Consider the following 24,148-nt stretch of genomic DNA (forward strand, 5'->3'; position numbering starts at 1 on the left):
GCTCACGCCGCCGAGCTGACCCGCTCTTCGACCGCGACATCCTGCTCCGCGCCGGCGGCGTCCGGGCCGGCCGCATCGGCCGGGTCCTCGTCATCCGGGCCTGCGGCGTCTGCCGGGTCCTCGTCGTCGGGGCCGGCCGGGTCGGGATCGTCCGCTGGAGCGTCGCCGGCCGGTGTGTTGGGGCGGGCGGCCAGCCACCACGCGACACCCGCCGCCGCGGCGGCCGTGGCCAGGGCGATGCTCCAGCCGACCGGGCCGAGCGGGCGGGAGCCCATCAGCTGGCTCAGGCCCGGCGTCTGCACCGCGACGGCCAGCACCGCCACCGACGCCAGGCAGGCCACGGCGACGACCCGGTCGAGGCGGCCGGCCACCATCGTCTGGCCCAGCTGGGCCCCGACCATCGCCACGAGCGCCACAGTGGACGCGCGGGTGGCGGTGCCGGTCAGCCGGGCGAGCGTCCAGGCCACGGCGGTCGCGGCCGCGGTGACGACGGCGCGGAGCCGGATGTCGCGGTTGAGGGCCGGTCCCAGCGAGGCGTCCGGCCCCTCGGCCAGCAGCGCCTCGGGTGTCGCGCCGGCGGGTGGCCGCGCGGCCAGGGCCAGCGCCGGTACGACGTCCGTGAGCATGTTCACCAGCAGCAGCTGCCGGGTGTTCAGCCCCGGACCGCCGAGGATCCCGGCGCCGACGGTGAAGCCGATCTCGCCGAGGTTGCCGCCGAGCAGTACCGCCAGCGCGTCCCGCACCGACGACCAGAGGACGCGCCCCTCGACCACCGCGTCGACCACGGTCTCGATCCGGTCGTCGGTCACCACCACGTCGGCGGCGTCCCGGGCGGCCGGCGTCGCGCGCGAGCCGAGCGCGACGCCCACGTGGGCGGCCCGGATCGCCGGCGCGTCGTTGGCGCCGTCGCCGGTGACCGCGACCACCTGCCCGGCCCGGCGCAGCAGCCGCACGATGCGGACCTTCTGCGCCGGCGCGGTACGGGCGAAGACCGTCACGCCCGGCAGGATCCGGGTCAGCTCCTCGTCGTCCATCCGGTCGAGCTCCGCGCCGCTGAGCACCTGCCCGCCGTCGAGTACGCCCAACTCGGTCGCGACCGCCTCGGCGGTACGGGGATGGTCGCCGGTCACCATCACCACCCGTACGCCCGCCCCGCGCAGCTTCGCCACCGCCTCGGCCGCGGCCGGGCGCACCCGGTCGGCCAGCGCCACGAAGCCGAGGAAGCGGAGCCCGTCCAGGTGCTCCTCGTCCAGCGCGTACGTCTCCGGCACCGGGCTCTCGGCGACGGCGAGCACCCGGTACCCGCGCTCCGCCAGCCGGCCGGCCGCCCCGGTCAGCTCCCGCCGCGCCCGGTCGTCCAGCGGCCGGGTGTCGCCGCCCAGCAGGCGGGCCGTGCACTGGGCCACCACGGTCTCCGGGGCGCCCTTGACGCTGAGCGTCCGCCCCTCCCGGGAGGTACCCACCGCGGCGTGGAAGCCGCGCCGCGGCTCGAACGGCAGCTCGTCCTGGCGTTCCCAGCCGGACAGTCCATCCTGGACGGTGACGCCGGCGTCCTGCCCGCCACCGGCGACCGCGCGGTCGGTGGGGTGCGGCAGCCGCCGGCCGGTACGGTGCGCCGGCGTGGCCCGCAGCGCCGCCGCCAGCACCGCGCGCAGGCGTTCCGGCAGCGCGTCCGGGGCGGCCTCGTCGGCGCCGTCGGTGACCAGCCGCAGCCGCAGCCGCCCCTCGGTGAGCGTGCCGGTCTTGTCGAAGCAGAGCGCCTGCACCCGGCCGAGCGACTCCAGGGTCCCCGGGTTTCGCACCAGTACGCCGCGGCGGGACAGCCGGCGGGCGGCGGCCAGCTGGGCCACGGTGGCGACGGAGGGCAGCCCTTCCGGCACGGCCGCCACGGTCAGCGAGATCGCCGGCGAGAGCGCCTGGCTCATCGACTGTCCACGCAGGAGGTTCGCCGCGAGCAGCAGCGCGCCGCCGGCGGCCGACAGCGGCAGGGTCTGCCGGGTGAGCCGGTCCAGCCGGTCGTGTACCGCCCCGGGGCGGGGCGCCTGGGCGAGGTGCTCGGCCCGCCGCGCCTCCGTATCCGGGCCGGCCGCGACGACCGTCGCGAGGCCGTGGCCGGCCGCGACCGCCGTACCCTCGTAGACCATGCTCACCCGGTCGGCGGGCATCCGCGCGGCGCTGGGCTGGGCGGTCTTCGCCACCGGCAGCGACTCGCCGGTGAGGTTCGCCTCGTCCATCTCCAGCCCGACCGCCTCGACGACCCGGCAGTCGGCGGGTACCGCGTCACCGGCCCGCAGCTCCACCACGTCGCCGGGCACCACCTCCTCGGCCGGCACGGTGACCTGCTCGCCGTCGCGCAGCAGCCGCACCGGTACGGACGCGTGCTCGGCCAGCCGCCGCACCGCGCGGTCGGCACCGAGCCGCTGTACCCCGCCGACGAGCGAGTTGACCGCGACCACGCTGCCGATCAGCGCCGCGTCCAATGTGGACCCTACGGCGGCGGCCAGCCCCGCGCCGGCGGCGAGGGCTGGAGTCAACGGGTTCGCCAGCTCCTCGGCGACCGCGTGCCCGAGCCCGGTCGTCTCCGGTTCGGTGCCGGCCCGGTCCGGCTGCCGGACGGCGGCCTCCCGCTCGTCCAGGCCCCGGGGCGACGAGCGGAGCCGGGCGAGCACCTCCCGGACCGGTATCGCGTGCCAGGGGTTGCGGTCCACCGGGCGGGGCGGGCGCATGCGTATCACCGGGTCGGCGTGCCACACGCCGACGGCGATCCCGGCCAGCGCGGCGACGTTCGAGGCGAGCAGGGCGTTGCGGGAGCCCTTGGCACCCGTACCGGCGAGCCCGAGCACGGTCGCGGCGACGGCCTCGTACCCGGCGATCCGCGCGCCCGCGGCGGCGGCCAGGCGGGCGGCCGGTACGGCGGCGAGCAGTTGCACCACGTCGGCGAGGCCCGGCCCGCAGACCAGGTGGCCGGTGCCGCGGTGCGCCGGCGTGACCGGGCCCGAGCCGACCACCGCGATGCCGATGTCGGCGGCGGCGAGGCCGGGGCGGCCGTGCCCGGCGATCAGGACGATGCCGCGCCCCTCCTCCTCCAGCCGGCGCAGGGAGGCGCCGAGCCGCGAGCCGCCCGGGATCGAGCCGGTCACCTTCAACCGGCGGTCGAGGCGGCTGGAGACGCCGGCCACGTACACGTCGCCGACGCCGGCCGCCGCCGACACCAGCGCCTCGGCGTACGGGTCGAGCTCGGGCAGGAGCGTCACCTCGGCCACGGCACGGTCGCGGCGAAAGAGCGTCACCGTGCCCCGGTGGCCGGCCCGCTTGGGCGCGACCCGCCAGCCGTTTCGCCGCCGTTCCCGGGCGGGGTCGGCCGGGTCGAGCAGGCCGAGCGCGCGGGCGTGCAGGTCCGCGTCGTCCGCGCCCTCCGGGTCGGCGCCGGTGGAACGCACCTCGTCGATCATCCACCGGCCGGTGACCAGCACGCCCGCGTCGATCACCACGGTGTCCACCCGGTCGAGGCGGCGCAGCGCCTCCCGGTCCACCACGACGACGTCGTGCTCGGAGACGCACCGGCCGAGCCGCGCGGCGAACGACTCCTTCGCCAGCCGCGCCGGCTTCGCGGTCGTGGCGGCGAGGGCGGCCGCCGAAAACCGGGGCGAGGCGGCGAGCAGCCCACCGGCCGTACCGCCGAGGCCGACCGTTGCGGCCCGCGAGGCGTACCGCTCGACCGGCCCCTCGGCGAGCGGCCGGGGCCGGTCCGCGCCATCCGTTCCCTCCTCGCCGTCCTCGCCCTCCTCGTCCGCCTCCCGCGCCTCCTCGGTGAAGAGCTCGCCCGCCCGCCGCCGCCACGCCGCCGCCCGGGCCCGCGCCTCGCTGAGCCGCTGCACCCGGTGTACGGCGTCGACCAGCAGCCCCACCGGCTGGCCGGCCAGCGCGCTCAGCGTCGCCTCGCCGGCCGCCACGACCGGCTCGGACCAGGCCGGGCCGAGGCGGGAGCGCACCGACGTACGCAGTTGCGGCACGTTGACGGCGGCCGAGACGAGCGCAGGTACGGAGTCGGGCAGCCGGGCCGTCCGGGTCAGTACCCCGGCGGCCGCGACACCGGCGCCGGCCAGGTTGACCCCGAGCGCGAGAAGCTCGGTGGTGACCGCGGTCGACGGCTCGTCCGGCTGGGTACGGGCGACGGCGGCCCGGTCGACCTCGGCGAGGAAGCGGGACACCTTGTCGAACGGGGCGGCCCGGCGGAGCAGAGCGGAAGGACGCATACGGCTCGGTATCCGCGCCCAGCGTAATCAAACATCGTCAGGATGCCTTGACGTCAAGGTGGCTTGACGGCATAGTGGTCGGCATGTCGACGCCGGACGAGCTGGAGCGCCAGCACACCCTGCAGACCGCCGTGGCCCGCTACGACACTCTGCGCACCCGGGACACACTGGCCCCACCCGCGCTGGCCGGCGACGAGCCGCCCGCGGCGGTGCCACTGTCCAAAGAGGAGGCCCTGGAGATGCTCGCGCTCGGCGAGCTGATCGCGCGCAAGGCGGGCTACGGCCGGCAGCTCGGCGTGCGTTCGGCCCGGTCGGCCGGCGCCTCCTGGTCGCAGATCGGCGCCGCCCTCGGCACCACCAAGCAGTCGGCCTGGGAGGCGCACAACCGGTGGCTCGGCGAGCAGGATGCGGAAGTCGCGAGGCCATGGGCCTCGACCACGGAGGATGAGCGCCGAGCGACCGAGCACGGTGGGCACAGCGCCGGAGCGGATGACGGACCCACCCTCGATGCCGATAGGGTAGGCGCGTGATCACCGCGATCGTCCTGATCGACTGCGCCACCGACTCGATCCCCGAGGTGGCCGAGACCCTGGCCGCCCTGCCCAGCGTCAGCGAGGTCTACTCCGTCGCCGGCCACGTCGACCTCATCGCGATCGTGCGCGTCCGGGAGTACGAGCAGATCGCCGAGGTCATCGCCGGCTCCATCAACAAGACGCCCGGCGTGATCGACACCGAGACCCACATCGCGTTCCGCGCCTACTCGCAGCACGACCTCGAGGGCGCGTTCGCGATCGGCCTCGACGATGCCGACTGAGGAGTACCTCCAGGAGCACCTCGACCGCGGCACCGACCGCATCGGCCTGCAGGTCTATCCGGAGCCCGAGGGCGTCCAGGACGCCCCGGTCGTCGTGGTCTGGCCGGCGATGGGCGTCCGCGCCCGCTACTACCGCCCCCTGGCCGCGTCGCTGCGCCGGGCCGGCCTGGCCACCGTCGTGGTCGACCTGCGCGGCACGGGGGCCAGCACCCCGCCACCCAGCCGTTCCTCCGGGTACGGGTATGCCGAGCTGGCGGCCGACGTCGGCGCGGTGCAGGAGGCGCTGAAGCCGAGGCTGGACGGCCGGCGCCGGCTGGTGCTCGGCCACTCGCTGGGCGGTCAGGCGGCGCTGCTGCACCTGGCCGCGCGGCCCGGCGAGTCCAGCGTGGACGGTGTGGTGCTGGTGGCGGTGGGGCTCCCCTACTGGCGCTCGTACCCCCGCCGGCGCTACCGGCTGCTGGCCATGACCCAGGCGATCGGCGCCACGAGCGCCCTGCTGCGCGTCTGGCCCGGCTGGGGTTTCGGCGGCCGGCAGGCGAGGGGCGTGATGCGCGACTGGGCGTACACGGCGCGGACCGGCCGCTTCCCCCGCCTGGACGGCGTGGACGTGGAGTCGGCGCTGCGCGAGGTGGGGACGCCGGTGCTGGCCATCAGCGTCGACCACGACCAGTTCACGCCGCACGAGACACTCGACCACCTCTGCGCCAAGCTGGCGTCCGCGCCCCTGACCCGCGAGCGCCACACGATCCCCGGCGCCGACCACTTCACCTGGGCCCGCGCCGCCGACCCTCTCGCCGCCCGCATCGCCGACTGGTCCCGCTCCCTCCCCACCTGAACCCCGCACAGCGACTGCCGCCGGCAGATCGTGGTACACGGGTGCCCCTCCAGGGGCAGCGAAGTACCACGATCTCCGCCTTGGGCTCACCTCAGCGCCCCGATCACGGCGAGGCGGGTCGGGTCTTGGACCACGACGGGCGTCGCGGCAGCTCAGATCTGGGTCATGCTGGTGCGGCGACCGAGGCGCGCTGCGCGGCGCGGACGGCGTTGCGGAAGAGCATCGCGACGGTCGTGGGGCCGACGCCGCCGACCCGGGGCGTGATCGCGCCGGCGACCTCGGCGCAGGCCTCGTCGACGTCCGGCAGGAGGCGGCGGCCGGCGTAGCGGACGCCGGCCCCGATGACGACGGCGCCAGGCCGGACGTGCTCGGGCTGGATGATCCCCGGTACCCCGGCGGCGGCGACCAGGATCTCGGCGCGCCGGGTGTAGCGGGGCCAGTCCGGTACGCCGGTGTGCACCACGGTCACGGCGGCGTTGGCGGTGGGGCGCTTCTGCGCGAGCAGCAGGGCCAGCGGGCGGCCGAGCGTGGCACCGCGGCCCAGGATGACCACCTCGCGGCCGGCGACGGGGATCTGGTGGTACGCCAGCAGCGCCTCGATGCCCGCCGGCGTGCAGGGCAGCGGGCCGGGCAGGCCGACCGCGAGGCGCCCCATGTTGAGCGGGTGCATGCCGTCGACGTCCTTGTCCGGGTCGATCCGCTGCAGCGCCGCGTCGTAGTCCAGGTGCGCCGGTACTGGGTACTGGACCAGCAGCCCGTGCACGGCGGGGTCGGTGTTGAACCGGTCGATCGCCCGCTCCAGGTCGGCCTGGCTGGCGTTGGCGGGCAGGTGCTCGTGCGGGGAGGTGAAGCCGAGGTCGGCGGCCTGGCGCTGCTTGATCCGGATGTAGCCGGCGCTGGCGTCGTCGTCGCCGACCAGGATCGTGGCCAGGCTGGGCGTGACGCCGCGCTCGCGGAGCGCGGACACGGCGGCGGCGGTCTCGGCCAGGACGGCCTCGGCGACGGGTGCGCCGGGGAGCAGGCGGGCGGTGGCGGGCATGCGACCTCCTCGGCACGGGCGCCCAGGCGGTCGACGCCCGCGACGAAGCTCCCCGATGGTTGAAGCCATCCTCCGGCCGCCAGTCGCTGTCCCACCATCATGCCGCACCGCAGAGAAAGCCAGCCCCGCGGAGAAGCCACACCTGCGGAGTAGCCAGGCCAGCGCATAAGCCAGACCCGAGGAGAAGCACAGGCCCGGCCGAGAAGCCGCACCCGCGAAGTAGCCAGACCCGCCGAGAAGCCGCAACCCCGCGGAGAAGCCACACCCCGCGGGGAAGCCAGACCCGCGGAAGGTGGGACCGCGACGCCGGACCAGCGAAAAGAGAGGAGGCCGCGGGTCCGCGGCCTCCTCTCCGGTCACACGTCGGACCCTTACTTGGTGATCTCCTCGCGCTCCGCGGACGGCGCCGCCGAGACCGGCGGGTGGCCCGGGGAGACCGGCGCCTCGGACGGCTTTTCGATCGGGAAGAAGAAGCCGCGGATCGCCGGGCCGAGCGCGCCCAGCCGGTTCATCTTCTTCGGGACCACCCAGCCGGCGTAGTCCAGGCTGCCGTGCCCGTGCTCGTCGACCGGCGCGAGCGGCTGGTGCACCTCCATGAAGCGCCCGTCCGGCAGCCGCCGGATGATGCCCGTCTCGACGCCGTGCGCCAGCACCTCGCGGTCGTGCTGCTGCAGGCCCAGGCAGATCCGGTACGTGACGTAGTAGGCGAGCGGCGGCGCGATCAGCAGGCCTATCCGGCCGGCCCAGGTCATCGCGTTCAGGCTGATGTGGAACTGGTCGGCGATCACGTCGTTGCCGCCGGAGAGCGTCAGGACCAGCCAGAACGCGATCGCCATCGCGCCGAGCGCGGTGCGCGCCGGCACGTCGCGCGGGCGCTGGAGCAGGTTGTGCGCGCGGTGGTCCTTGGTCAGCCTCGCCTCGATGAATGGATAGGCCATCGGCAGCATCGTCAAGATGCCGGGCAGCACCACCGTGGGCCAGAAGATCGGCGGGATCGTATAGCCGTCACCCCAGCCCCAGAGGTCGAAGCGGATCTCCCAGGCCGGGAAGAGCCGCGTCGAGCCGTCCAGGAACATCACGTACCAGTCGGGCTGGCTGGCCGCCGAGACCGTGTACGCCTCGTACGGGCCGAAGAGCCAGATCGGGTTGATCTGGAAGAGACCGCCCATCAGCGCGATGACGCCGAAGACGATCATGAAGAAGCCGCCCTGCTTGATCGTGTACCGCGGCACGAAGCGCTCGCCGACCACGTTGTGCTCGGTGCGCCCCGGACCCGGCCACTGGGTGTGCTTCTGCTTGAAGACCAGGCCGAGGTGGACGCTGATCAGCGCGAGCAGCGCGCCCGGGATGAGCAGCACGTGGGCGATGTAGAACCGGCCCATGATGACGTGGCCGGGGAACTCGCCGTCGAAGATCGACGTGGTCACCCAGGAGCCGATCACCGGGATCGACAGCATGATCGCCGAGGCGATCCGCAGGCCGGTGCCGGAGAGCGCGTCGTCCGGGAGCGAGTAGCCGGTGAAGCCGGCGAGGAAGCCGATCCAGAAGAGCAGCGAGCCGATGATCCAGTTCGTCTCACGCGGCTTGCGGAACGCGCCGGTGAAGAAGATCCGGAACATGTGCACCACGATCGCCGACATGAACGTCAGCGCCGCCCAGTGGTGCATCTGCCGCATGATCAGGCCGCCGCGCACGTCGAACGAGAGGTCGAGGCTCGACGCGTACGCCGCCGACATGTGCGTCCCGCGCAGCGGCGCGTAGCTGCCGTCGTACGTGACGGTGGTCAGCGACGGCTCGTAGAAGAACGTCAGGAACGTACCGGTCAGCAGCAGGACGATGAACGAGAAGAGCGCGATCTCGCCGAGCAGGAACGACCAGTGGTCCGGGAAGACCTTGTTGAGGATGTTGCGCAGCGGTGTGGCCGCCTGGAACCGGTCGTCGAGCCCACCGGCCACCTTGGCGGGGACCGCGCTGACGTCTACCTTCCGGCGCTTCATGGCCGCTCCCAGAATGCTGGCCCAACCGCCACCTTGTAGTCGGACGTCGCCACGAAGAACCCTTCCTCGTCCACCGTGATCGGCAGCTGGGGGAGGCTCCGCGTGGCCGGCCCGAAGATCGGCCGGGCGTTGTCGGTGATCAGGAACTGCGACTGGTGGCAGGGGCAGAGCAGGCGGTTGGTCTGCTGCTCGTAGAGGCTGGCCGGGCAGCCCGCGTGGGTGCAGATCTTCGAGTACGCCACGAAGTTCTCCCACTGCGCGCCCGCGTTGACCGGCTTGGCGCTGTCGCGGGTCCGCTCCGCGTCACCGGCCCGCAGGTGGATCAGGAGCGTGGGCGAGTCGGCGTGCTCGTTGGTCGCGCCACCCGGGATGCCGGGGAAGACCGTCATCTGGCCGCCGACGCTGACGTCCTCGGGGCGGATCGGGGTGCCGTCCTCGCGGGTCAGCCGCACCGGGCGGCCGCCGTTGGCGGCCGGGTCCCAGCCGGTGCGGAACAGGATCCGGTCCTTGGTCGGGCTCTTGATCAGGCCACCGATCAGCGGGGCGGCGGCGACCAGGCCGACCGGGGCGAGGCCCAGCAGCGCGGCGAGGCCGAGCGTCTTGCGGCGCTTGATGCCCAGCTCGTCGACGATGTACGCCATCGTCTCGCCGGTCAGCTTGCGCTGTGCCCGGTCGGACGGGCCGTCGTGCCGGTCCTGGATCGCGATCTCCCGCGGCATCAGCTTTTTGCCCCAGCTCAGGATGCCGAAGCCGATGCCGAGCAGGGCGATGCCGAGGGTGAGCCCGAGCAGCGGGGTGTAGAGCTTGCTGTTGTTGGCGCCCAGCTCGTACTCCCACGGCCACCAGATGTAGATGATCATGAACGCGGTGGCGGCCAGGCCGGTGACCAGGAAGAACAACGACACCGTACGGACCGTCCGGCGCTCGGCCTTGGTGCCCTTGACCGGGAACGGGTCCTCGTAGTGGACGATCTCGACACCGTCACGCCGCGCGCCCTCACGGACGATCTCGAACCGGGACAGCCGCGGGTCGTGGACGTCGACCTCGTCCGGCTCGACGTCGTGGGCGTGTGTATCCGTGGTCATGACTTCCCCGCAATCCAGAGCGCCGCGAACACCAGCGCGACGATGCCGACCAGGAAGATCGCGAGCCCCTCGGTGACCGGGCCGAACCGGCCCAGGCCCCAACCGCCCGGGTCCTTGTCCTGCTTCAGGGCCTCCTGGACGTAGGAGATGATCTCCTTCTTCTGCTCCGGCGTGAGCTGGTTGTCGCCGAAGACCGGCATGTTTTGCGGGCCGGTCAGCATGGCCGCGTAGAGCTGCCGGTCGGTCGCCTCCTTCAGGTCCGGCGCGTACTTGCCGGACGAGAGGGCGCCGCCGCCACCGCCGAACGCGTGGCACGACGAGCAGTTGATCCGGAAGAGGTTGCCACCGCGGGCGATCGCCTCGTCGTCACCCTCCGGGGCGCGCAGGTCACCGTCCGGGATCTGCGGGCCGCCGCCGAGCTCCTGGATGTACTGGGCGAGCTGGCGGGTCTGGTCGTCGTTGAACATCGCCGGCTTGCGCGGCGCCTGCGCCTCCTGCCGCGCCATCGGCATCCGGCCGGTGCTGACCTGGAACTCCACCGCCGCCGCGCCCACGCCGATCAGGCTGGGACCGCGGCCCTCCACGCCCTGGGCGTTGCGCCCGTGACAGCTGATGCAGCTCTCGTCGAACAGCGCCTTGCCCTCCTGCGCCGCCGTCGACAGCTGCGGCGTGTCGTCGGCCGACAGGCCGGGGGCGAAGACGGTGTACACACCGCCGGCGAGCGTCAGCGCGATCGTGAGGCGCACCACCGTGCCCAGGCGCCGCCGCACCCGGCTGCGCGGTTGTGACCGCCTGCGGCGCAGCCGCGCCAGCAGGCCGCCGGGGGTGTCAGAAGTCATGCCAGATGTCCTTCATACCTATGGGACGAAGCGAGCGGGCGGAACGTGACAACCTACTCACGCTCACTGGAGCAGGTAGATCATCGAGAACAGCGCGATCCAGACCACGTCGACGAAGTGCCAGTAGTACGAGACGACGATCGCCGAGGTGGCCTGCGCCGGCGTGAACCGGCCCATGGTGGTGCGGGCCATGAAGATCAGGAACGCCACCAGGCCGCCGCTCACGTGCAGGCCGTGGAAGCCGGTGGTCAGGTAGAACATCGACCCGTACCCGTCGGCGTTGATCTTCACACCCTCGTGCACGAGCTGGCGGTACTCGTTGGCCTGACCGAGCACGAAGATGAGCCCCATCACGAACGTGAGGGTGAACCAGCGGCGCAGCGAGTGGACGTCGCCCCGCTCCGCGGCGAAGACGCCGAACTGGCAGGTCACCGAGGACGCGACCAGGATCAGCGTGAACACCGTCGCGTACGGCAGGTTGAGGACCTCGGTGTGGTGCTCCCACTGCTCAGGGGCGGCCGCGCGGATCGAGAAGTACATCGCGAAGAGCGCCGCGAAGAACATGAGCTCGCTGGAGAGCCACACGATCGTCCCGACGCTGACCATGTTGGGCCGCGTCAGCGAGTGGATCCGGCTCTTGTCAATTGCTGAGGCCGCAGTCACGCGGTCATTATCGCCACCTCGTAGTACGACGTTGCGTCGGGGTCACCTACGACGCGATGTCGTGGGTCGGAGGACACCCCCGAAAGCGCGTGGCCTAGCCTCGAACCGTGGCTCCCTTCACCGTTTCGTCCATCTTCACCGAGGTCAGCGTCGACAGCTGGATCGCGGTGCTGCTGGTCGTCGCGGCGGGCCTGTACCTCTACGGCGTACACCGCCTGCGCGCCCGCGGTGACCAGTGGCCGCTGTCCCGCACGGTGCTCTTCGTCGGGGTGGGGCTCGGCTCGATCGCCGCGGTGACCGTCACCGGCGTGGAGGCCTACGACACCACGCTGGTCTCCGTGCACATGGTCCAGCACATGGTGCTCACCATGGTCGCGCCGATCTTCCTGGCCCTCGGCGCCCCGGTCACCCTGGCCCTGCGGGTGCTGCGCGGCGCGCCCCGCAAGCGGCTGCTCGCCGTGGTGCACAGCCGGTACCTGCGGGTCCTGTCGTTTCCGCTGGTGGCGTACGCCATCTTCGTCGCCAACCCGTTCGTGCTCTACTTCAGCGGCCTGTACCGGCTGACCCTGGAGAACGCGTTCGTGCACGAGCTGGTGCACGCGCACTTCATCCTCACCGGCTGCCTGTTCTTCTGGCCGCTGCTCGGGCTCGACCCGCTGCCCGGCCGCTGGCCGTACCCGGGGCGGGCGCTGCTCATGATCCTCTCCGTGCCGTTCCACACGGTGCTGGGGCTGACCATCATGCAGAGCACCACGCTGCTCGGCGGCGACTGGTACCCCTCCCTCGGCCTCACCTGGGCCGACCCGTGGACCGACCAGAAGGTGGCCGGCGGCATCCTGTGGGCCGGCGGCGAGTTCGTCTCGGTCACGATGATCGGCGTGCTGGTGGCGCAGTGGTTCAAGCAGTCCGAGCGGGAGGCCCGGCGCATCGACCGCGAGCTCGACCGCCAGGAGGCCGCGGCCGCGTCTTCCTCCTCCCCGGCTCCCGCGCGGCCTGAGACCGCCGCGGACGGCACCCGCACCGGGGCCCAGGCCGCCCAGTGACTGCGGGTACGATCAGGCTGCGGCTACATCCACTCGTTGGCGCTGGACCCGCCAAACGAGGACCAGCGTGGGAAAAGTGTGGGAGCGCGATGACCGACCGTACGTACACCGTCCTGCTCTACAGCGACGACCCCCAGGTGCGCGAGCGCATGCGCCTCGCGATCGGCCCGCGGCCGGCGGCCGACCTGGTGGTGGAGTTCGTCGAGGCCAGTGACTACGCGGAGTGCGTGCGGCTGGTCGACGACTACGAGATCGACCTGATGGTGCTGGACGGCGAGGCGACCCCCGGCGGCGGCCTCGGCATCGCGCGCCAGATCAAGGACGACCGCATCGACGCCCCGCCGACGTGCGTGGTGATCGCCCGGGCAGCCGACCGCTGGCTCGCGGCGTATGCGCAGGTCGACGCGACCCTGCTGTACCCGCTGGACCCGGTGACCACCGGGCAGACCGTCGCCGGGCTGCTGCGTTCGCACGCCGCGGCCTGACCCCCTGCCGTGCCCGCCGGGAGGCGGGGCGGAGACCCCGACCTGGAGGCCACCGTGGGCGAGCGGACCTGGCCCAACCTGATCGCCGCGCTGCTGCGCGCCGAGGAGCTGTCCACCGCGGACACCGCCTGGGCGATGGGCGAGATCATGAGTGGTTCGGCGACGCCGGCACAGATCGCCGGCTTCGCCACGGCGCTGCGCGCCAAGGGCGAGACCCCGGCCGAGCTGGGTGGCCTGGTGGAGACGATGCTGGCCAACGCCGCGCTGGTCCAGCTCCCCGATGAGGTACGCGCGGACGCGGTCGACGTGGTCGGCACCGGCGGCGACCGGGCCCACACGGTAAACATCTCCACGATGACCGCGATGGTGGTCGCCGGCGCGGGCGTACGCGTGGTGAAGCACGGCAACCGTGCCGCCTCCTCCGCGTGCGGCGCGGCCGACCTGCTGGAGTTCCTGGGCATCCCGCTCGACCTGGGCCCCGAGCAGGTGGCCCACTGCCTGACCGAGGCCGGCATCGGCTTCTGCTTCGCCGCCCGCTTCCACCCCGGGATGCGCCACACCTCGGTGCCCCGGCGCGAGCTGGGCGTCCCCACGGTCTTCAACTTCCTGGGCCCGCTCACCAACCCGGCCCGCCCGCGCGCCGGCGCCGTCGGCTGCTTCGACACCCGGATGGCCCCGGTGATGGCGCAGGTCTTCGCCCGGCGCGGCGACTCGGTGCTGGTCATGCGCGGCGAAGACGGCCTTGACGAGTTCAGCACGGCCGCACCCACCCGGGTCTGGGCGGTCCGCAGCGGCACGGTCACCGAGCTGGTGCTCGACGCGGCCGACCTCGGCGTCGCGAGGTCCGCCCCGGGCGACCTGCGTGGTGGCGACGCCGCCTTCAACGCCGACGTCACCCGCCGCCTGCTGGCCGGCGAGCCCGGCCCGGTCCGCGACGCCGTGCTGGTCAACGCCGCCGCCGCCCTGGCCGCCCACGCCGGCCTGCCCGGCGACCCGCTGGAGGCCATGCGCGACGCCCTGTCCCGCGCGGCGGCCAGCATCGACACCGGCGCCGCGGCGAAGACCCTGGACCGCTGGGTCGAGGTGGCCAAGGCCGCCGCCTAGGGTCCAGATCCCCGCCCTTCCCTCACCCCCCGGCCAACCAGGCCGAGAACGATCCAGTTGGGGGCGCGCCGCAAGCGGGCCCCGGCCGGTGATCGGTGATCGGCGCTTCGAGATCAACCCCAAGGCAGAGATCGTGGTACACAACCGCCCCTCCAGGGGCAGCTCCGTACCATGATCTGCCGACGTTGCCGAGTCGTGGCGAAGCGTTCGAACACGTGCGCGACACGCCGGGGCGGCTTCCGACGCCGGGCGTTCAGGTCGTGGCAGCCTGAAAACTACAACCGGGTAGTTCCCGCTTCCCTAAGGCAGAGGAGTGACCCGTGCGAGAACTTCATTGCGCCATCTGTCAGGCCGAGATGCCCTTCGAGGCGCTGCCCGCCGGCGACGAGAGCGCCGACGAGTTTCCCGAGCTGGTCTGCACCGGCTGCGGCACGGCCGTCGTGGTCGCGCCCTTCACCCTGCGCGTCTGGCTGCGCCATCGGGGCACCGCCGTCGCGCCGCAGCAGCGCCGCCCGGCCGTGGCTCCACAGCAGCGCCGCGCCGCCTGACGCTATATCGCTGGACCCCGACCCGCTCCACGGGTCACCGTGGCCCGGTGAACGACGCTGAGCGGCGAGTCTGGTCCCGGCTCCCCGAGGGCACCCGCGAGTCGCTGGCCCGGCTCTCCGCCTCCGACCTGCAGACGTTCCTGCTGTCCGTGGCCCGGATGCGCGCCTCCCGGGTACGCCCGCCCGACCTGCTGCGCCGCTGGCGCGAAGACCGCTTCGTCCGTCCCGCCCCGAGCGACCCGCGCACGCTGGCCGCGCTGGAGGCCCGCATGTGGCGCCTGCTCCCGGCGGACGTGGCAGGCGTGGAGCTCTCCCCCGTCGTGCCGCTCGGCACCTGCGCGGCGGTCACCCCGCAGAGCCAGGACCGGATCGTCTCCACCGCGCGGGCGGCCGAGGTGGTGAGCGACTCCACGAACGCGCTCGCCGTCGAGGCCGCCCACCGCCGCCTGAGCCAGCCGGCCACCGGCGAGGTACACCTGGCCGCCGGCCACCGCATGCTCCGGGCCCAGCGCTTCCCGGACGGTATGGGCTCGCACTTCCGCCTCTTCGCCCTGGTCTCCAGCGCCCGCGACACCGGCTCCGGCGCCACCCAGGCCCGGTTGCTGGTCCGGCACCTGCGGTACTGGCACAGCGTCCTGCCCGCGGAGGTCGCGCCACGGTTGCTGTACACGGTCTTCGACAGCCCGGTGCTCCGCGAGCGGATCGAGGACACCGTGGCGCCCGCGGTCGGCGTGTCCGAGCAGCCGGATCGGGAGCGCGGCCGCGGCTACTACGTCGAAGCCGCCATCCGGATCGCCGCCGGTGCGGACGAGATCGGAGACGGCGGCTTCACCACGTGGACCGCGCAGATCATGGGCGACGCCAAGGAGCGCTGCCTGGTTTCCTGCGTCTCGACCGAGCGCCTGGCCGAAGCCCTCAGCGCCCAGACGCCGTAACGAGCGCGCCCGGACGCCTTGAACGAGCGCGCCCGGACGCCGTGGGCGAGCGGGGGTCAGTGCTCGGCCGTGCGGCGGGTGCCGGTGTAGTACTCGAAGAGCAGGCCGCAGGTGGCGAACGTCACCGCGATCAGGCCGGCCGCGAGCAGCCAGACCATCCAGAAGACCAGGCCGAGGCCGGCCACGGTCGCGGCGAGCGCCAGGCCGAACGGCCAGTAGCTGCCCGGGCTGAAGAAGCCGATCTCGCCCGCGCCCTCCGCGATCTCCGCGTCGGAGCGGTCCTCGGGGCGGGGGTCGATGCGGCGGGAGACGAACCAGAAGAAGCCGCCGCACATCGTCGTCAGCAGGCCGGACAGGAGCAGGGCGACCGTGCCGACCCAGTCGAGGCCGATCTCGTACCAGGTCCACCAGGCGTAGACCGCGCAGGCGACGAACAGGAACACCGACACGATGCCGAAGATCTTGTACTCGGTCTTCATCGCGCAGTCCTCACTCCCCGCCGGACGGGTTGAAGTTAGACACGGTGCGCTTGGTGTCGAACGGCTCGGTCGTCGTCGCCAACGGCTCCTCGCCGATCGCCCGCAGCGCGTCCTGAGTGGTGGCACCGTCCCGCTTGGCCTGCATGAACCGCTCGTACTTCTCCGGCGAAACCGCGCGCAGCTCGAAGTTCATCATCGAGTGGTACGTGCCGCAGAGCTCGGCGCACCGCCCCACGTACGCGCCCTCCTGGTCGATGCTCTCGACCTCGAAGACGTTGCGGATGTTGCCGGGGAAGACGTCGCGCTTGAAGAGCAGCTCGGGCACCCAGAACGAGTGGATGACGTCCTTGCTCGTCTCCTCGAAGCGGATGCGCCGGCCGGTGGGGAGCACCAGCACCGGGATCACGTCGCTCGAGCCGAGCGTGGAGGCCACCGTGTTGGCGTCTTCACCGGCGCCGTCACGGTAGTTGAACTGCCAGTTCCACTTGAAGCCGACGACCTCGACGGTGACCTTGTTGGGGTCGTTGTTCGTCTCGTCGACGTTCGTCTGCACGACCGCGGTGTAGTAGAAGAGCACGCACACGACCAGGATCGGGGCGATCGTGTAGAGGAACTCCATCGGCATGTTGTAGCGGGTCTGCACCGGCAGCTGCTCGCCGCGCTTGCGGTAGCGCACCACGCACCAGAAGATCAGGCCCCACACCAGGGCACCGACGGCCAGCGCGGCGATGACCGAGCCGATCCACAGGTCGTACATGCGGTTGGCCTGCGGCGTCACCCCGCCCTCGGGCCAGCCGAACCCGCCGAACGCCGAACCGACGTCACAGCCCCCGAGCAGGGTCACCAGTGCCAGAGCGCCGGCGCCGAGCCCGGCGAGCCGGGCCACCCGGCCGCGCGCACCCCTTGCGATCACCTGGTCCTGCCTCCCTAGCAGTGCCGTAGCGAGCAAACGGCACATTACTCGACCATGCATCTACTACACGTCGTGGGGGTGGGTAGCGTCGTTCGCATGCAGGCCTTCTTCGACGCGGCCTCGGGCGCGCCGCCGCATCCGGTCGCGCGCCAGGCGCTGCTCGCCGCCCTCGACGACGGCTGGGCCGACCCCGGAAAGCTCTACACGCAGGCCCGCCGGGCACGCCAGCTTCTCGACGCGGCCCGGGCCGCGACCGCGGAGATTCTGCGGGTACGCCCGGACGAGCTCGCCTTCACCCCGAGCGGTACCGCCGCGGCGCGCTTGGCGGTCGAGGGCACCCGGAGAGGGCGGCAGCGGGCCGGCTCGACCCTGGTGCACTCGGCGATCGAGCACTCCGCCGTGCTGTACGAGGCCGGCGACGACGCGGTGAGCGTGCCGGTGGACCGCCTGGGCCGGCTCGACCTGGACGCGTGGCGGGCCGCCGTGAGCCGGGGCGGCGTGGCCCTCGCCGCCCTGATCAGCGCCAGCCACGAGGTCGGTACCCTCCAGCCCGTGGCCGAGGCCGCCGAAGCGTGCGCGGCCCACGGGGTGCCCCTCTACGTCGACGCCGCCCAGTCGGTGGGGCGCGTACCCGTACCCGATGGGTGGTCCCTGCTCACCGCGAGCGCCCGCAAGTGGGGCGGCCCGGCCGGCGTGGGGCTGCTGGTGGTGCGGAAGGGGACGCGCTGGCTCTCGCCGTACCCGGAGAATGATGGCCGGGACACGGGGCGTGACCTGCCCGCGATCGTCGCCGCGGCGGCGGCCTTGCGGGCGGTGGCCGCCGAGCGGGACGCGGAGGCGGCGCGGCTGGCGCCGCTGGTCGACCGGATCCGGGCCGTGGTGGCCGCGACCGTGCCCGACGTGGAGGTGGTCGGCGACCCGGTGGGGCGGCTGCCGCACCTGGTCACGTTCTCCTGCCTGTATGTGGATGGCGAGGCGCTGCTGCACGCCCTGGACCGGCACGGCTTCGCGGTGTCGTCCGGCTCGTCGTGCACGTCGGCCACGCTGCGTCCCAGCCACGTGCTGGAGGCGATGGGCGTGCTGTCGCACGGCAACGTACGGGTCTCGCTGCACCGGCAGACCACGGAGGCGGAGGTGGACCGCTTCCTGGCCGAGCTGCCCGGCATCGTGGCCGACCTGCGCGCCGAGGCGGGGGTGGTGGGGCTGTGACGGTGCTGGACTGCCTGGGTCAGCGGTGCCCGCTACCGGTGATCGCGCTGGCCCGGCGCATCCCCGAGGTCGAGGTGGGCGCGGTGGTACGGGTGCTCGCCGACGACCCCGCCGCGGCGAACGACATCCCGGCCTGGTGCCGGCTGCGCGGCCAGGAGTACCTGGGCGCGACGACCGTCGACGGCTCTCCCGCCTTCGACGTACGCCGCGCCCGGTAGAGCTCCCTCACGTGATCAAAGCTCCCCCCATGTCGTTCTAGCGACTTGGGGGGAGCTTTGATCACTGGGCGCTAGAGGGGCAGGTGCGGGCGGACCTCGTCGGCCGGCACGTCGCCGTACGCCGCGGCGAAGCGCTTGAGGAACGCGTCCGGCTTGATCTCGTACTCCTGGGGGCCGACCGTCTCCAGGACCTGCGCCGCCATCAGGCAGCCGACCTGGGCGGAACGCTCCAGGCCCAGGCCCCACGAGCGGGCGGAGAAGAAGCCGGCGCGGAAGCCGTCGCCGACGCCGGTCGGGTCTTCGCTGCGCACGTCGGGCAGGGCCGGCACGTGGATGCGCTCGATGTCGCGGCCGGTGATCTCGACGCCGTCCTTGCCCAGCGTGGTGACCCGGATCCCGACCAGGTCGAGCATCTGCTCGCCGGAGAGGCCGGTCTTGTTTTCCAGCAGCGACTTCTCGTACTCGTTGGTCAGCAGGTAGGCCGCGCCGTCGATGAGCTTGCCCAGGTCACCGCCGTCCATGCGGGCCATCTGCTGCGAGATGTCCGCGACGAACGGGTATCCCCGGTCGCGGCACTCCTGCGAGTGGCGGATCATCGCGTCCGGGTCGTTGGGGCTGACCAGCACCAGGTCGAGCCCGCCGATCCGGGAGGCGACCGGCTGGAGCTCGATGTTGCGGGCCTCGCTCATCGCGCCGGCGTAGAACGAGGCGATCTGGCACAGGTCGTTGTCGGTGGTGCAGACGAAGCGTGCGGTGTGCGCCACCTCGCTGACGTGCACCGACTCGCAGTCGACGCCGTGCCGCTCCAGCCAGGAGCGGTAGTCGGCGAAGTCGGCACCGACCGCGCCGAGCAGCACCGGGCGGAGGCCGAGCTGGGCCATGCCGAACGCGATGTTGGCGGCGATGCCACCACGCCGCACGACCAGGTCGTCGACCAGGAACGACAGGGAGACCTTGTGCAGCTGGTCGGCGATGAGCTGGTCGGCGAACCGGCCGGGGAAGTGCATCAGATGGTCGGTGGCGATCGAGCCGGTAACGGCGATCTTCATAGCGCCCTCGCGATCGGGTACGGGGGTGTGCGGTGCGCGGACAGCCTACCCACACCGTTGGTGCCCAGGTCGCCGCCGAGTCACCATCTGGACATGAAAGCGGGGCCACCCGCTTTTCGGGCAGCCCCGCTCAGGACGTGGATGTGGTGGGCGGCTCAGTGGAACGAGTCGCCGCAGGCGCAGGAGCCCTGCGCGTTGGGGTTGTCGATCGTGAAGCCCTGGGCGTCGATCCGGTCGGCGAAGTCGATGGTCGCGCCGGAGAGGTAGGGCGCGCTCATCCGGTCGACGACGACCTCGACACCGTCGAAGCCGCTGACCACGTCACCGTCGAGCGAACGCTCGTCGAAGAAGAGCTGGTAGCGCAGGCCCGAACAGCCGCCCGGCTGCACGGCGACCCGCAGCCGCAGGTCGTCGCGGCCCTCCTGCTCGATCAGGGCCTTGACCTTCTGCGCCGCGACGTCGGTGAGGACAACGGTGGTCGGGGCCGTGGCCTCGGTCGACTCGGCCTGCGTCGGAGTGGTCACTTGGATATCTCCCTGTGCCGGTGCGGATTGGTTCGGTACTTATCAGGCAACGCTAGCCCGCTGGCAGGCGATTCCCAATGCACTGTCTTTCAAGTCTAGGCCAGTATCACCCAGAATCTCGCTGAGAACAGCGCGTCGGGTAAGGCGAGCGCCCCGCGGCACGCCGCTGTGATCCTCCCCACGGCGCCCGACGCGCCTCCCCACGGCGCCCGGCGCGCGGCTCAGCGGCTCCACTGGGTGGCCAGGCGGGCGCCCAGCGCGCGCAGGCCCTCGGCCGGGCGCGCCATCGCCTCGTCCACGCTGCCGAAATGGTCGGTCAGCGACCACGACTCGGTGACCCCGGCCGCCGCGGCCTCGCGCCGGCCGGCGCTCACCCGGCCGGCGACCACCACGCAGGGCAGGCCGCGGTCGCGGGCGGCCCCGGCCACGCCGGCCACCACCTTGCCGCGCAGCGACTGGAAGTCGAACGAACCCTCGCCGGTGATCACCAGGTCGGCGGCGTCGAGCGCGGCGTCCAGGCCGATCAGGCGGTTGACCAGCGCGATACCGGACTCGCACCGGCCGCCCAGCGCCAGGATCGCGGCGCCCAGGCCGCCCGCCGCGCCGGCGCCGGGCAGGCCCGCGACCCCCGGCGGGCAGGTGGGGAGCTTCTCCAGCACGCCGGCCCACCGTTCCAGGGCGCCGTCGAGCAGCATGATGTCTTCGCGGGTGGCGCCCTTCTGCGGGCCGTACACGTTCGACGCGCCGTGCAGCCCGGTCAGCGGGCTGTCCACGTCCGTGGCGGCGACCAGCTCCACCTCGCGCAGCCGGGGCGTACCGCCCAGCCCGGCGACCGTGACCAGGGCCGCCCCGCCGTACGGCAGCGCGTACCCGGAGTCGTCCACCGGCGGGGCGCCGAGCGCGGCGAGCATGCCGGCGCCACCGTCGTTCGTCGCGGAACCGCCCAGCCCGACCACGACACCGCGGGCGCCGTTCTCCACCGCGTGCGTGACCAGGACCCCCAGGCCGTACGAGGTCGCCCGCCGCACGTCGCGTTCGGCCGGGTCGACCAGGTGCAGGCCGCACGCCTGGGCGCTCTCCACGTACGCGGTGTCCCCCACCACCAGCACCGAACCGGCCGCCGGGCGCCCGAGCGGGTCGACCGTCTCCACCGGCACGACCCGGCCGGGCAGGGCCGCCGCCAGTACGTCCACGAAGCCCGGCCCGCCGTCCGCGAGCGGGCGGCTCACGACCTCGTCCTCCGGTGCCGCCGAGAGCCAGCCCTCGGCGACCGCGGCGGCCACCTCCGGCGCGGAGAGCGTGCCGGCGAACTTGTCCGGGCAGATCAGTAGGCGCATGGTTTCGCAGTGTGGCAGGACACAGCGTCGGACCTGCGCTCGGGCGCATCATGGAGGGCGTGACTTCCACGACGTCCCCTGGCTCCGCCTCCCCTGCCTCCGCTTGGACTGAGCCGTCGAGCACCGGCGCCGCCCTGCTGCTGCTCGGCCGGGGCAGTGACCCGTCCGCCGAAAAGGGTGTCGAGTGTCCGGGCGAGCTCCCCTCGCCGAGCGACCCCACCCTGGTCGAGCGGGCCCGCCGGGCCAAGGCCGCGCTCGGCGACCGGCTCTTCGTGCTGGGCCACCACTACCAGCGCGACGAGGTGATCCAGTTCGCCGACGTGACCGGTGACTCGTTCAAGCTGGCCCGCGAGGCGGCGGCCCGGCCGGAGGCGGAGTTCATCGTCTTCTGCGGCGTGCACTTCATGGCCGAGAGCGCCGACATCCTCACCTCCGACGCGCAAAAGGTCGTGCTGCCCGACCTCGGCGCCGGCTGCTCGATGGCCGACATGGCCGCGCTCTCCCAGGTCGAGACCGCGTGGGAGCTGCTGCAGGACCTCGGGGTCGCCGACTCGACGATCCCGGTCACCTACATGAACTCCTCGGCCGACATCAAGGGCTTCGTCGGCCGCAACAACGGCGTGGTCTGCACCTCGTCCAACGCGAAGCGGGCGCTGACCTGGGCGTTCGAGCGGGGCTCAAAGGTGCTGTTCCTGCCCGACCAGCACCTGGGGCGCAACACCGCCGTACTCGAAATGGGTTTTGATCTTGAGGATTGTGTCCTCTACAACCCGCACAAGCCGGGCGGCGGCCTCACCCCGGAGCAGTTGCGCGACGCGAAGATGATCCTGTGGCGCGGGCACTGCTCGGTGCACGGCCGCTTCACGCTCGGCTGCGTCGAGGAGGTGCGCGAACGGGTGCCCGGCGTCAACGTGCTGGTCCACCCCGAGTGCCGCCACGAGGTGGTCACGGCCGCCGACTACGTCGGCTCGACCGAATACATCATCAAGACCATCGATGCCGCGCCGGCCGGCTCGGCGTGGGCGGTGGGGACGGAGCTCAATCTGGTACGGCGGCTCGCCAACGCCCACCCCGACAAGCAGATCATGTTCCTCGACCGCAACGTCTGCTACTGCTCCACGATGAACCGCATCGACCTGCCTCACCTCGTCTGGGCACTGGAGGAGCTGGCCGCCGGACGGCTGGTCAACCAGATCACAGTGGACGCCGACACCGCGCACCACGCGCGCGTCGCCCTTGACCAGATGCTCGCCCTGCCATAACCCTCCGTAGCTCGACGTTTACGGTCTCCCCGTTTCGTGCCACCTCATACCGTGTGTGCCCCGCCCGACAGGTCACGGAGCGCTATGCTCCTCGGGCGGCAATCGGGGGCACAAGTGCCGCACTAGGGGCCATCTGGTGGAGGTTGTGCGTTGACCGTGAATGACGTCCTGACCGTGCATGGCGGCACTCCGCTGCACGGGCGGATCCGGGTCCGCGGTGCCAAGAACCTCGTCTCCAAGGCGATGGTCGCGGCGCTGCTGGGCGACGCGCCGAGCCGGCTGTACGACGTGCCGCGCATCCGCGACGTCGAGGTCGTGCGCGGCCTGCTGGAGATCCACGGCGTCCGGGTCAGCGACGGTGACGACGAGGGCGAGCTGATCCTCGACCCCGCCAACGTCGAGAGCGCCACCACCGACGAGATCAACGTGCACGCCGGCTCCAGCCGCATCCCGATCCTCTTCTGCGGGCCGCTGCTGCACCGCCTCGGCCACGCGTTCATCCCCGACCTCGGCGGCTGCCACATCGGGCCGCGGCCGATCGACTTCCACATCCAGGCGCTGCGCCAGTTCGGTGCGGTCGTCGACAAGGCGCCCGAGGGCATGCACCTCACCGCGCCGAACGGGCTGCACGGCACCAAGCTGGAGCTGCCGTACCCGAGCGTGGGCGCCACCGAGCAGGTGCTGCTCACCGCGGTGATGGCCGAGGGCGTCACCGAGCTGCGCAACGCGGCGGTCGAGCCGGAGATCATCGACCTCATCTGCGTACTGCAGAAGATGGGCGCGATCATCAAGGTGCACACCGACCGGGTGATCGAGATCCAGGGGGTTCCCCGCCTCGGCGGCTACACCCACCGCCCGATCCCGGACCGCATCGAGGCGGCCAGCTGGGCGGCGGCCGCCCTGGCCACCGGCGGCGACATCGAGGTGCTCGGCGCCGAGCAGGTCGACATGATGACGTTCCTCAACGTCTTCCGCTCGGTCGGCGGGGCGTACGAGGTCACCGACATGCGCCCGCCGCGCAACGGCTCCCCCGGTCAGGAAGGCAAGATCCGCTTCTGGCACCCGGGCGGCGAGCTCAAGGCCGTGGCGCTGGAGACCGACGTGCACCCCGGCTTCATGACCGACTGGCAGCAGCCGCTGGTGGTGGCGCTGACCCAGGCACGAGGCCTGTCGATCGTGCACGAGACCGTGTACGAGCAGCGGCTCGGCTACACCGAGGCGCTCAACTCGATGGGCGCCACGATCCAGGTGTACCGGGACTGCCTGGGCGGCACCCCGTGCCGCTTCGGCCGGCGCGACTTCAAGCACTCCGCGGTGATCGCCGGGCCGAGTAAGCTGCACGCCGCCGACCTGGTCATCCCCGACCTGCGGGCCGGCTTCAGCCACCTGATCGCGGCGCTCGCGGCCGAGGGCACCTCCCGGGTGTACGGCGTCGACCTGATCAACCGGGGCTACGAAGACTTCGAGGCCAAGCTGGCGGCGCTGGGCGCGCACGCCGAGCGCTCTTGATCCCG

The 24,148-nt window shown here is 72.7% G+C and carries 23 protein-coding genes and 1 riboswitch; of the genes, 12 read left to right on the forward strand and 11 right to left on the reverse strand.

The features are described from left to right. Positions 1-2: 2 nt before the first annotated feature. Entirely contained in the window at positions 3-4,256 is a 4,254-nt protein-coding gene (locus RB614_RS15095) for a cation-translocating P-type ATPase (protein ID WP_308713114.1), read from the reverse strand. An 83-nt stretch (positions 4,257-4,339) separates the two neighbouring features. On the opposite strand from RB614_RS15095, the gene RB614_RS15100 reads away from it, so the two are divergent. From RB614_RS15100 to RB614_RS15110, 3 genes are read left to right on the forward strand one after another with little or no spacing between them, the layout of a single operon-like run. Next, positions 4,340-4,786 (forward strand): hypothetical protein, encoded by a 447-nt coding sequence (locus RB614_RS15100; RefSeq protein WP_308713115.1) that lies wholly within the window; start codon positions 4,340-4,342, stop codon positions 4,784-4,786. Continuing rightward, entirely contained in the window at positions 4,783-5,070 is a 288-nt protein-coding gene (locus RB614_RS15105; RefSeq protein ID WP_308713116.1) for an Lrp/AsnC family transcriptional regulator, read from the forward strand. Before RB614_RS15100 ends, RB614_RS15105 begins: the two co-directional genes overlap by 4 nt. Then, the gene (locus RB614_RS15110; protein WP_308713117.1) at positions 5,060-5,905 is read left to right on the forward strand and encodes an alpha/beta hydrolase family protein; all 846 of its coding nucleotides are present in this window, start codon (positions 5,060-5,062) and stop codon (positions 5,903-5,905) included. The genes RB614_RS15105 and RB614_RS15110 overlap by 11 nt, the downstream gene beginning before the upstream one ends. 163 nt (positions 5,906-6,068) lie before the next feature. Here the strand turns inward: RB614_RS15110 and RB614_RS15115 are convergent, their stop codons facing one another. The 5 genes from RB614_RS15115 to ctaE form a co-directional block, all read right to left on the reverse strand. Continuing rightward, positions 6,069-6,944 carry a bifunctional 5,10-methylenetetrahydrofolate dehydrogenase/5,10-methenyltetrahydrofolate cyclohydrolase gene (locus tag RB614_RS15115; RefSeq protein ID WP_308713119.1) on the reverse strand — a complete coding sequence of 292 codons (876 nt, stop codon included), beginning with the start codon at positions 6,942-6,944 and terminating at the stop codon, positions 6,069-6,071. A 13-nt stretch (positions 6,945-6,957) separates the two neighbouring features. After that, positions 6,958-7,041, reverse strand: a riboswitch (ZMP/ZTP riboswitch). A gap of 274 nt (positions 7,042-7,315) precedes the next feature. Continuing rightward, positions 7,316-8,941 (reverse strand): cytochrome bc1 complex cytochrome b subunit, encoded by a 1,626-nt coding sequence (qcrB, locus tag RB614_RS15120; RefSeq protein WP_308713120.1) that lies wholly within the window; start codon positions 8,939-8,941, stop codon positions 7,316-7,318. Then, positions 8,938-10,026: a cytochrome bc1 complex Rieske iron-sulfur subunit gene (qcrA, locus tag RB614_RS15125; RefSeq protein WP_308713121.1), complete on the reverse strand. Its 1,089-nt coding sequence runs from the start codon at positions 10,024-10,026 to the stop codon at positions 8,938-8,940. The genes qcrB and qcrA overlap by 4 nt, the downstream gene beginning before the upstream one ends. After that, positions 10,023-10,865, reverse strand: a complete 843-nt coding sequence (qcrC, locus tag RB614_RS15130; RefSeq protein ID WP_308713122.1) for a cytochrome bc1 complex diheme cytochrome c subunit — start codon at positions 10,863-10,865, stop codon at positions 10,023-10,025. The genes qcrA and qcrC overlap by 4 nt, the downstream gene beginning before the upstream one ends. A 63-nt stretch (positions 10,866-10,928) precedes the next feature. Further along, positions 10,929-11,528 carry an aa3-type cytochrome oxidase subunit III gene (gene ctaE / locus RB614_RS15135; protein WP_308713123.1) on the reverse strand — a complete coding sequence of 200 codons (600 nt, stop codon included), beginning with the start codon at positions 11,526-11,528 and terminating at the stop codon, positions 10,929-10,931. A gap of 107 nt (positions 11,529-11,635) precedes the next feature. Between ctaE and RB614_RS15140 the strand changes: the two genes are divergently transcribed. From RB614_RS15140 to RB614_RS15160, 5 genes are all read left to right on the forward strand, one after another. Further along, a complete protein-coding gene (locus tag RB614_RS15140) occupies positions 11,636-12,571 on the forward strand; it encodes a cytochrome c oxidase assembly protein (RefSeq protein WP_308713124.1) in 936 nt (311 codons plus the stop codon). A gap of 89 nt (positions 12,572-12,660) precedes the next feature. Continuing rightward, positions 12,661-13,056, forward strand: coding sequence for a helix-turn-helix domain-containing protein (locus RB614_RS15145; RefSeq protein WP_308713125.1), 396 nt, complete (start codon positions 12,661-12,663; stop codon positions 13,054-13,056). 54 nt (positions 13,057-13,110) lie between these two features. Beyond that, positions 13,111-14,160: an anthranilate phosphoribosyltransferase gene (trpD, locus tag RB614_RS15150; protein WP_308713126.1), complete on the forward strand. Its 1,050-nt coding sequence runs from the start codon at positions 13,111-13,113 to the stop codon at positions 14,158-14,160. 320 nt (positions 14,161-14,480) lie between these two features. Next, the gene (locus tag RB614_RS15155; protein ID WP_308713127.1) at positions 14,481-14,708 is read left to right on the forward strand and encodes a hypothetical protein; all 228 of its coding nucleotides are present in this window, start codon (positions 14,481-14,483) and stop codon (positions 14,706-14,708) included. A 47-nt stretch (positions 14,709-14,755) separates the two neighbouring features. Continuing rightward, entirely contained in the window at positions 14,756-15,643 is an 888-nt protein-coding gene (locus tag RB614_RS15160; RefSeq protein WP_308713128.1) for a hypothetical protein, read from the forward strand. A gap of 56 nt (positions 15,644-15,699) precedes the next feature. On the opposite strand, the gene RB614_RS15165 is transcribed toward RB614_RS15160, so the two are convergent. After that, positions 15,700-16,122: a cytochrome c oxidase subunit 4 gene (locus RB614_RS15165; RefSeq protein WP_308713129.1), complete on the reverse strand. Its 423-nt coding sequence runs from the start codon at positions 16,120-16,122 to the stop codon at positions 15,700-15,702. A 10-nt stretch (positions 16,123-16,132) separates the two neighbouring features. Continuing rightward, positions 16,133-17,032, reverse strand: coding sequence for an aa3-type cytochrome oxidase subunit II (gene ctaC, locus RB614_RS15170; RefSeq protein WP_428983012.1), 900 nt, complete (start codon positions 17,030-17,032; stop codon positions 16,133-16,135). A 99-nt stretch (positions 17,033-17,131) separates the two neighbouring features. On the opposite strand from ctaC, the gene RB614_RS15175 reads away from it, so the two are divergent. After that, on the forward strand, positions 17,132-18,244 hold the full coding sequence (locus tag RB614_RS15175) for a cysteine desulfurase family protein (RefSeq protein WP_308713131.1): 1,113 nt from the start codon (positions 17,132-17,134) through the stop codon (positions 18,242-18,244). Next, positions 18,241-18,462, forward strand: a complete 222-nt coding sequence (locus RB614_RS15180; RefSeq protein WP_308713132.1) for a sulfurtransferase TusA family protein — start codon at positions 18,241-18,243, stop codon at positions 18,460-18,462. The genes RB614_RS15175 and RB614_RS15180 overlap by 4 nt, the downstream gene beginning before the upstream one ends. Positions 18,463-18,533: 71 nt before the next feature. Here the strand turns inward: RB614_RS15180 and RB614_RS15185 are convergent, their stop codons facing one another. From RB614_RS15185 to RB614_RS15195, 3 genes are all read right to left on the reverse strand, one after another. After that, positions 18,534-19,511, reverse strand: a complete 978-nt coding sequence (locus tag RB614_RS15185) for a carbohydrate kinase family protein (RefSeq protein WP_308713133.1) — start codon at positions 19,509-19,511, stop codon at positions 18,534-18,536. 155 nt (positions 19,512-19,666) lie between these two features. After that, a complete protein-coding gene (erpA, locus tag RB614_RS15190) occupies positions 19,667-20,035 on the reverse strand; it encodes an iron-sulfur cluster insertion protein ErpA (RefSeq protein WP_308713134.1) in 369 nt (122 codons plus the stop codon). A gap of 221 nt (positions 20,036-20,256) precedes the next feature. Beyond that, positions 20,257-21,372: a glycerate kinase family protein gene (locus RB614_RS15195; protein ID WP_308713135.1), complete on the reverse strand. Its 1,116-nt coding sequence runs from the start codon at positions 21,370-21,372 to the stop codon at positions 20,257-20,259. A gap of 50 nt (positions 21,373-21,422) precedes the next feature. Between RB614_RS15195 and nadA the strand changes: the two genes are divergently transcribed. Beyond that, positions 21,423-22,634, forward strand: a complete 1,212-nt coding sequence (gene nadA, locus RB614_RS15200; protein WP_428983007.1) for a quinolinate synthase NadA — start codon at positions 21,423-21,425, stop codon at positions 22,632-22,634. A 150-nt stretch (positions 22,635-22,784) separates the two neighbouring features. After that, positions 22,785-24,143 (forward strand): UDP-N-acetylglucosamine 1-carboxyvinyltransferase, encoded by a 1,359-nt coding sequence (gene murA, locus RB614_RS15205; RefSeq protein WP_308713137.1) that lies wholly within the window; start codon positions 22,785-22,787, stop codon positions 24,141-24,143. Positions 24,144-24,148: the final 5 nt, after the last annotated feature.

This window comes from Phytohabitans maris (genome assembly GCF_031085175.1).
GTDB classification, from domain to species: domain Bacteria; phylum Actinomycetota; class Actinomycetes; order Mycobacteriales; family Micromonosporaceae; genus Phytohabitans; species Phytohabitans maris.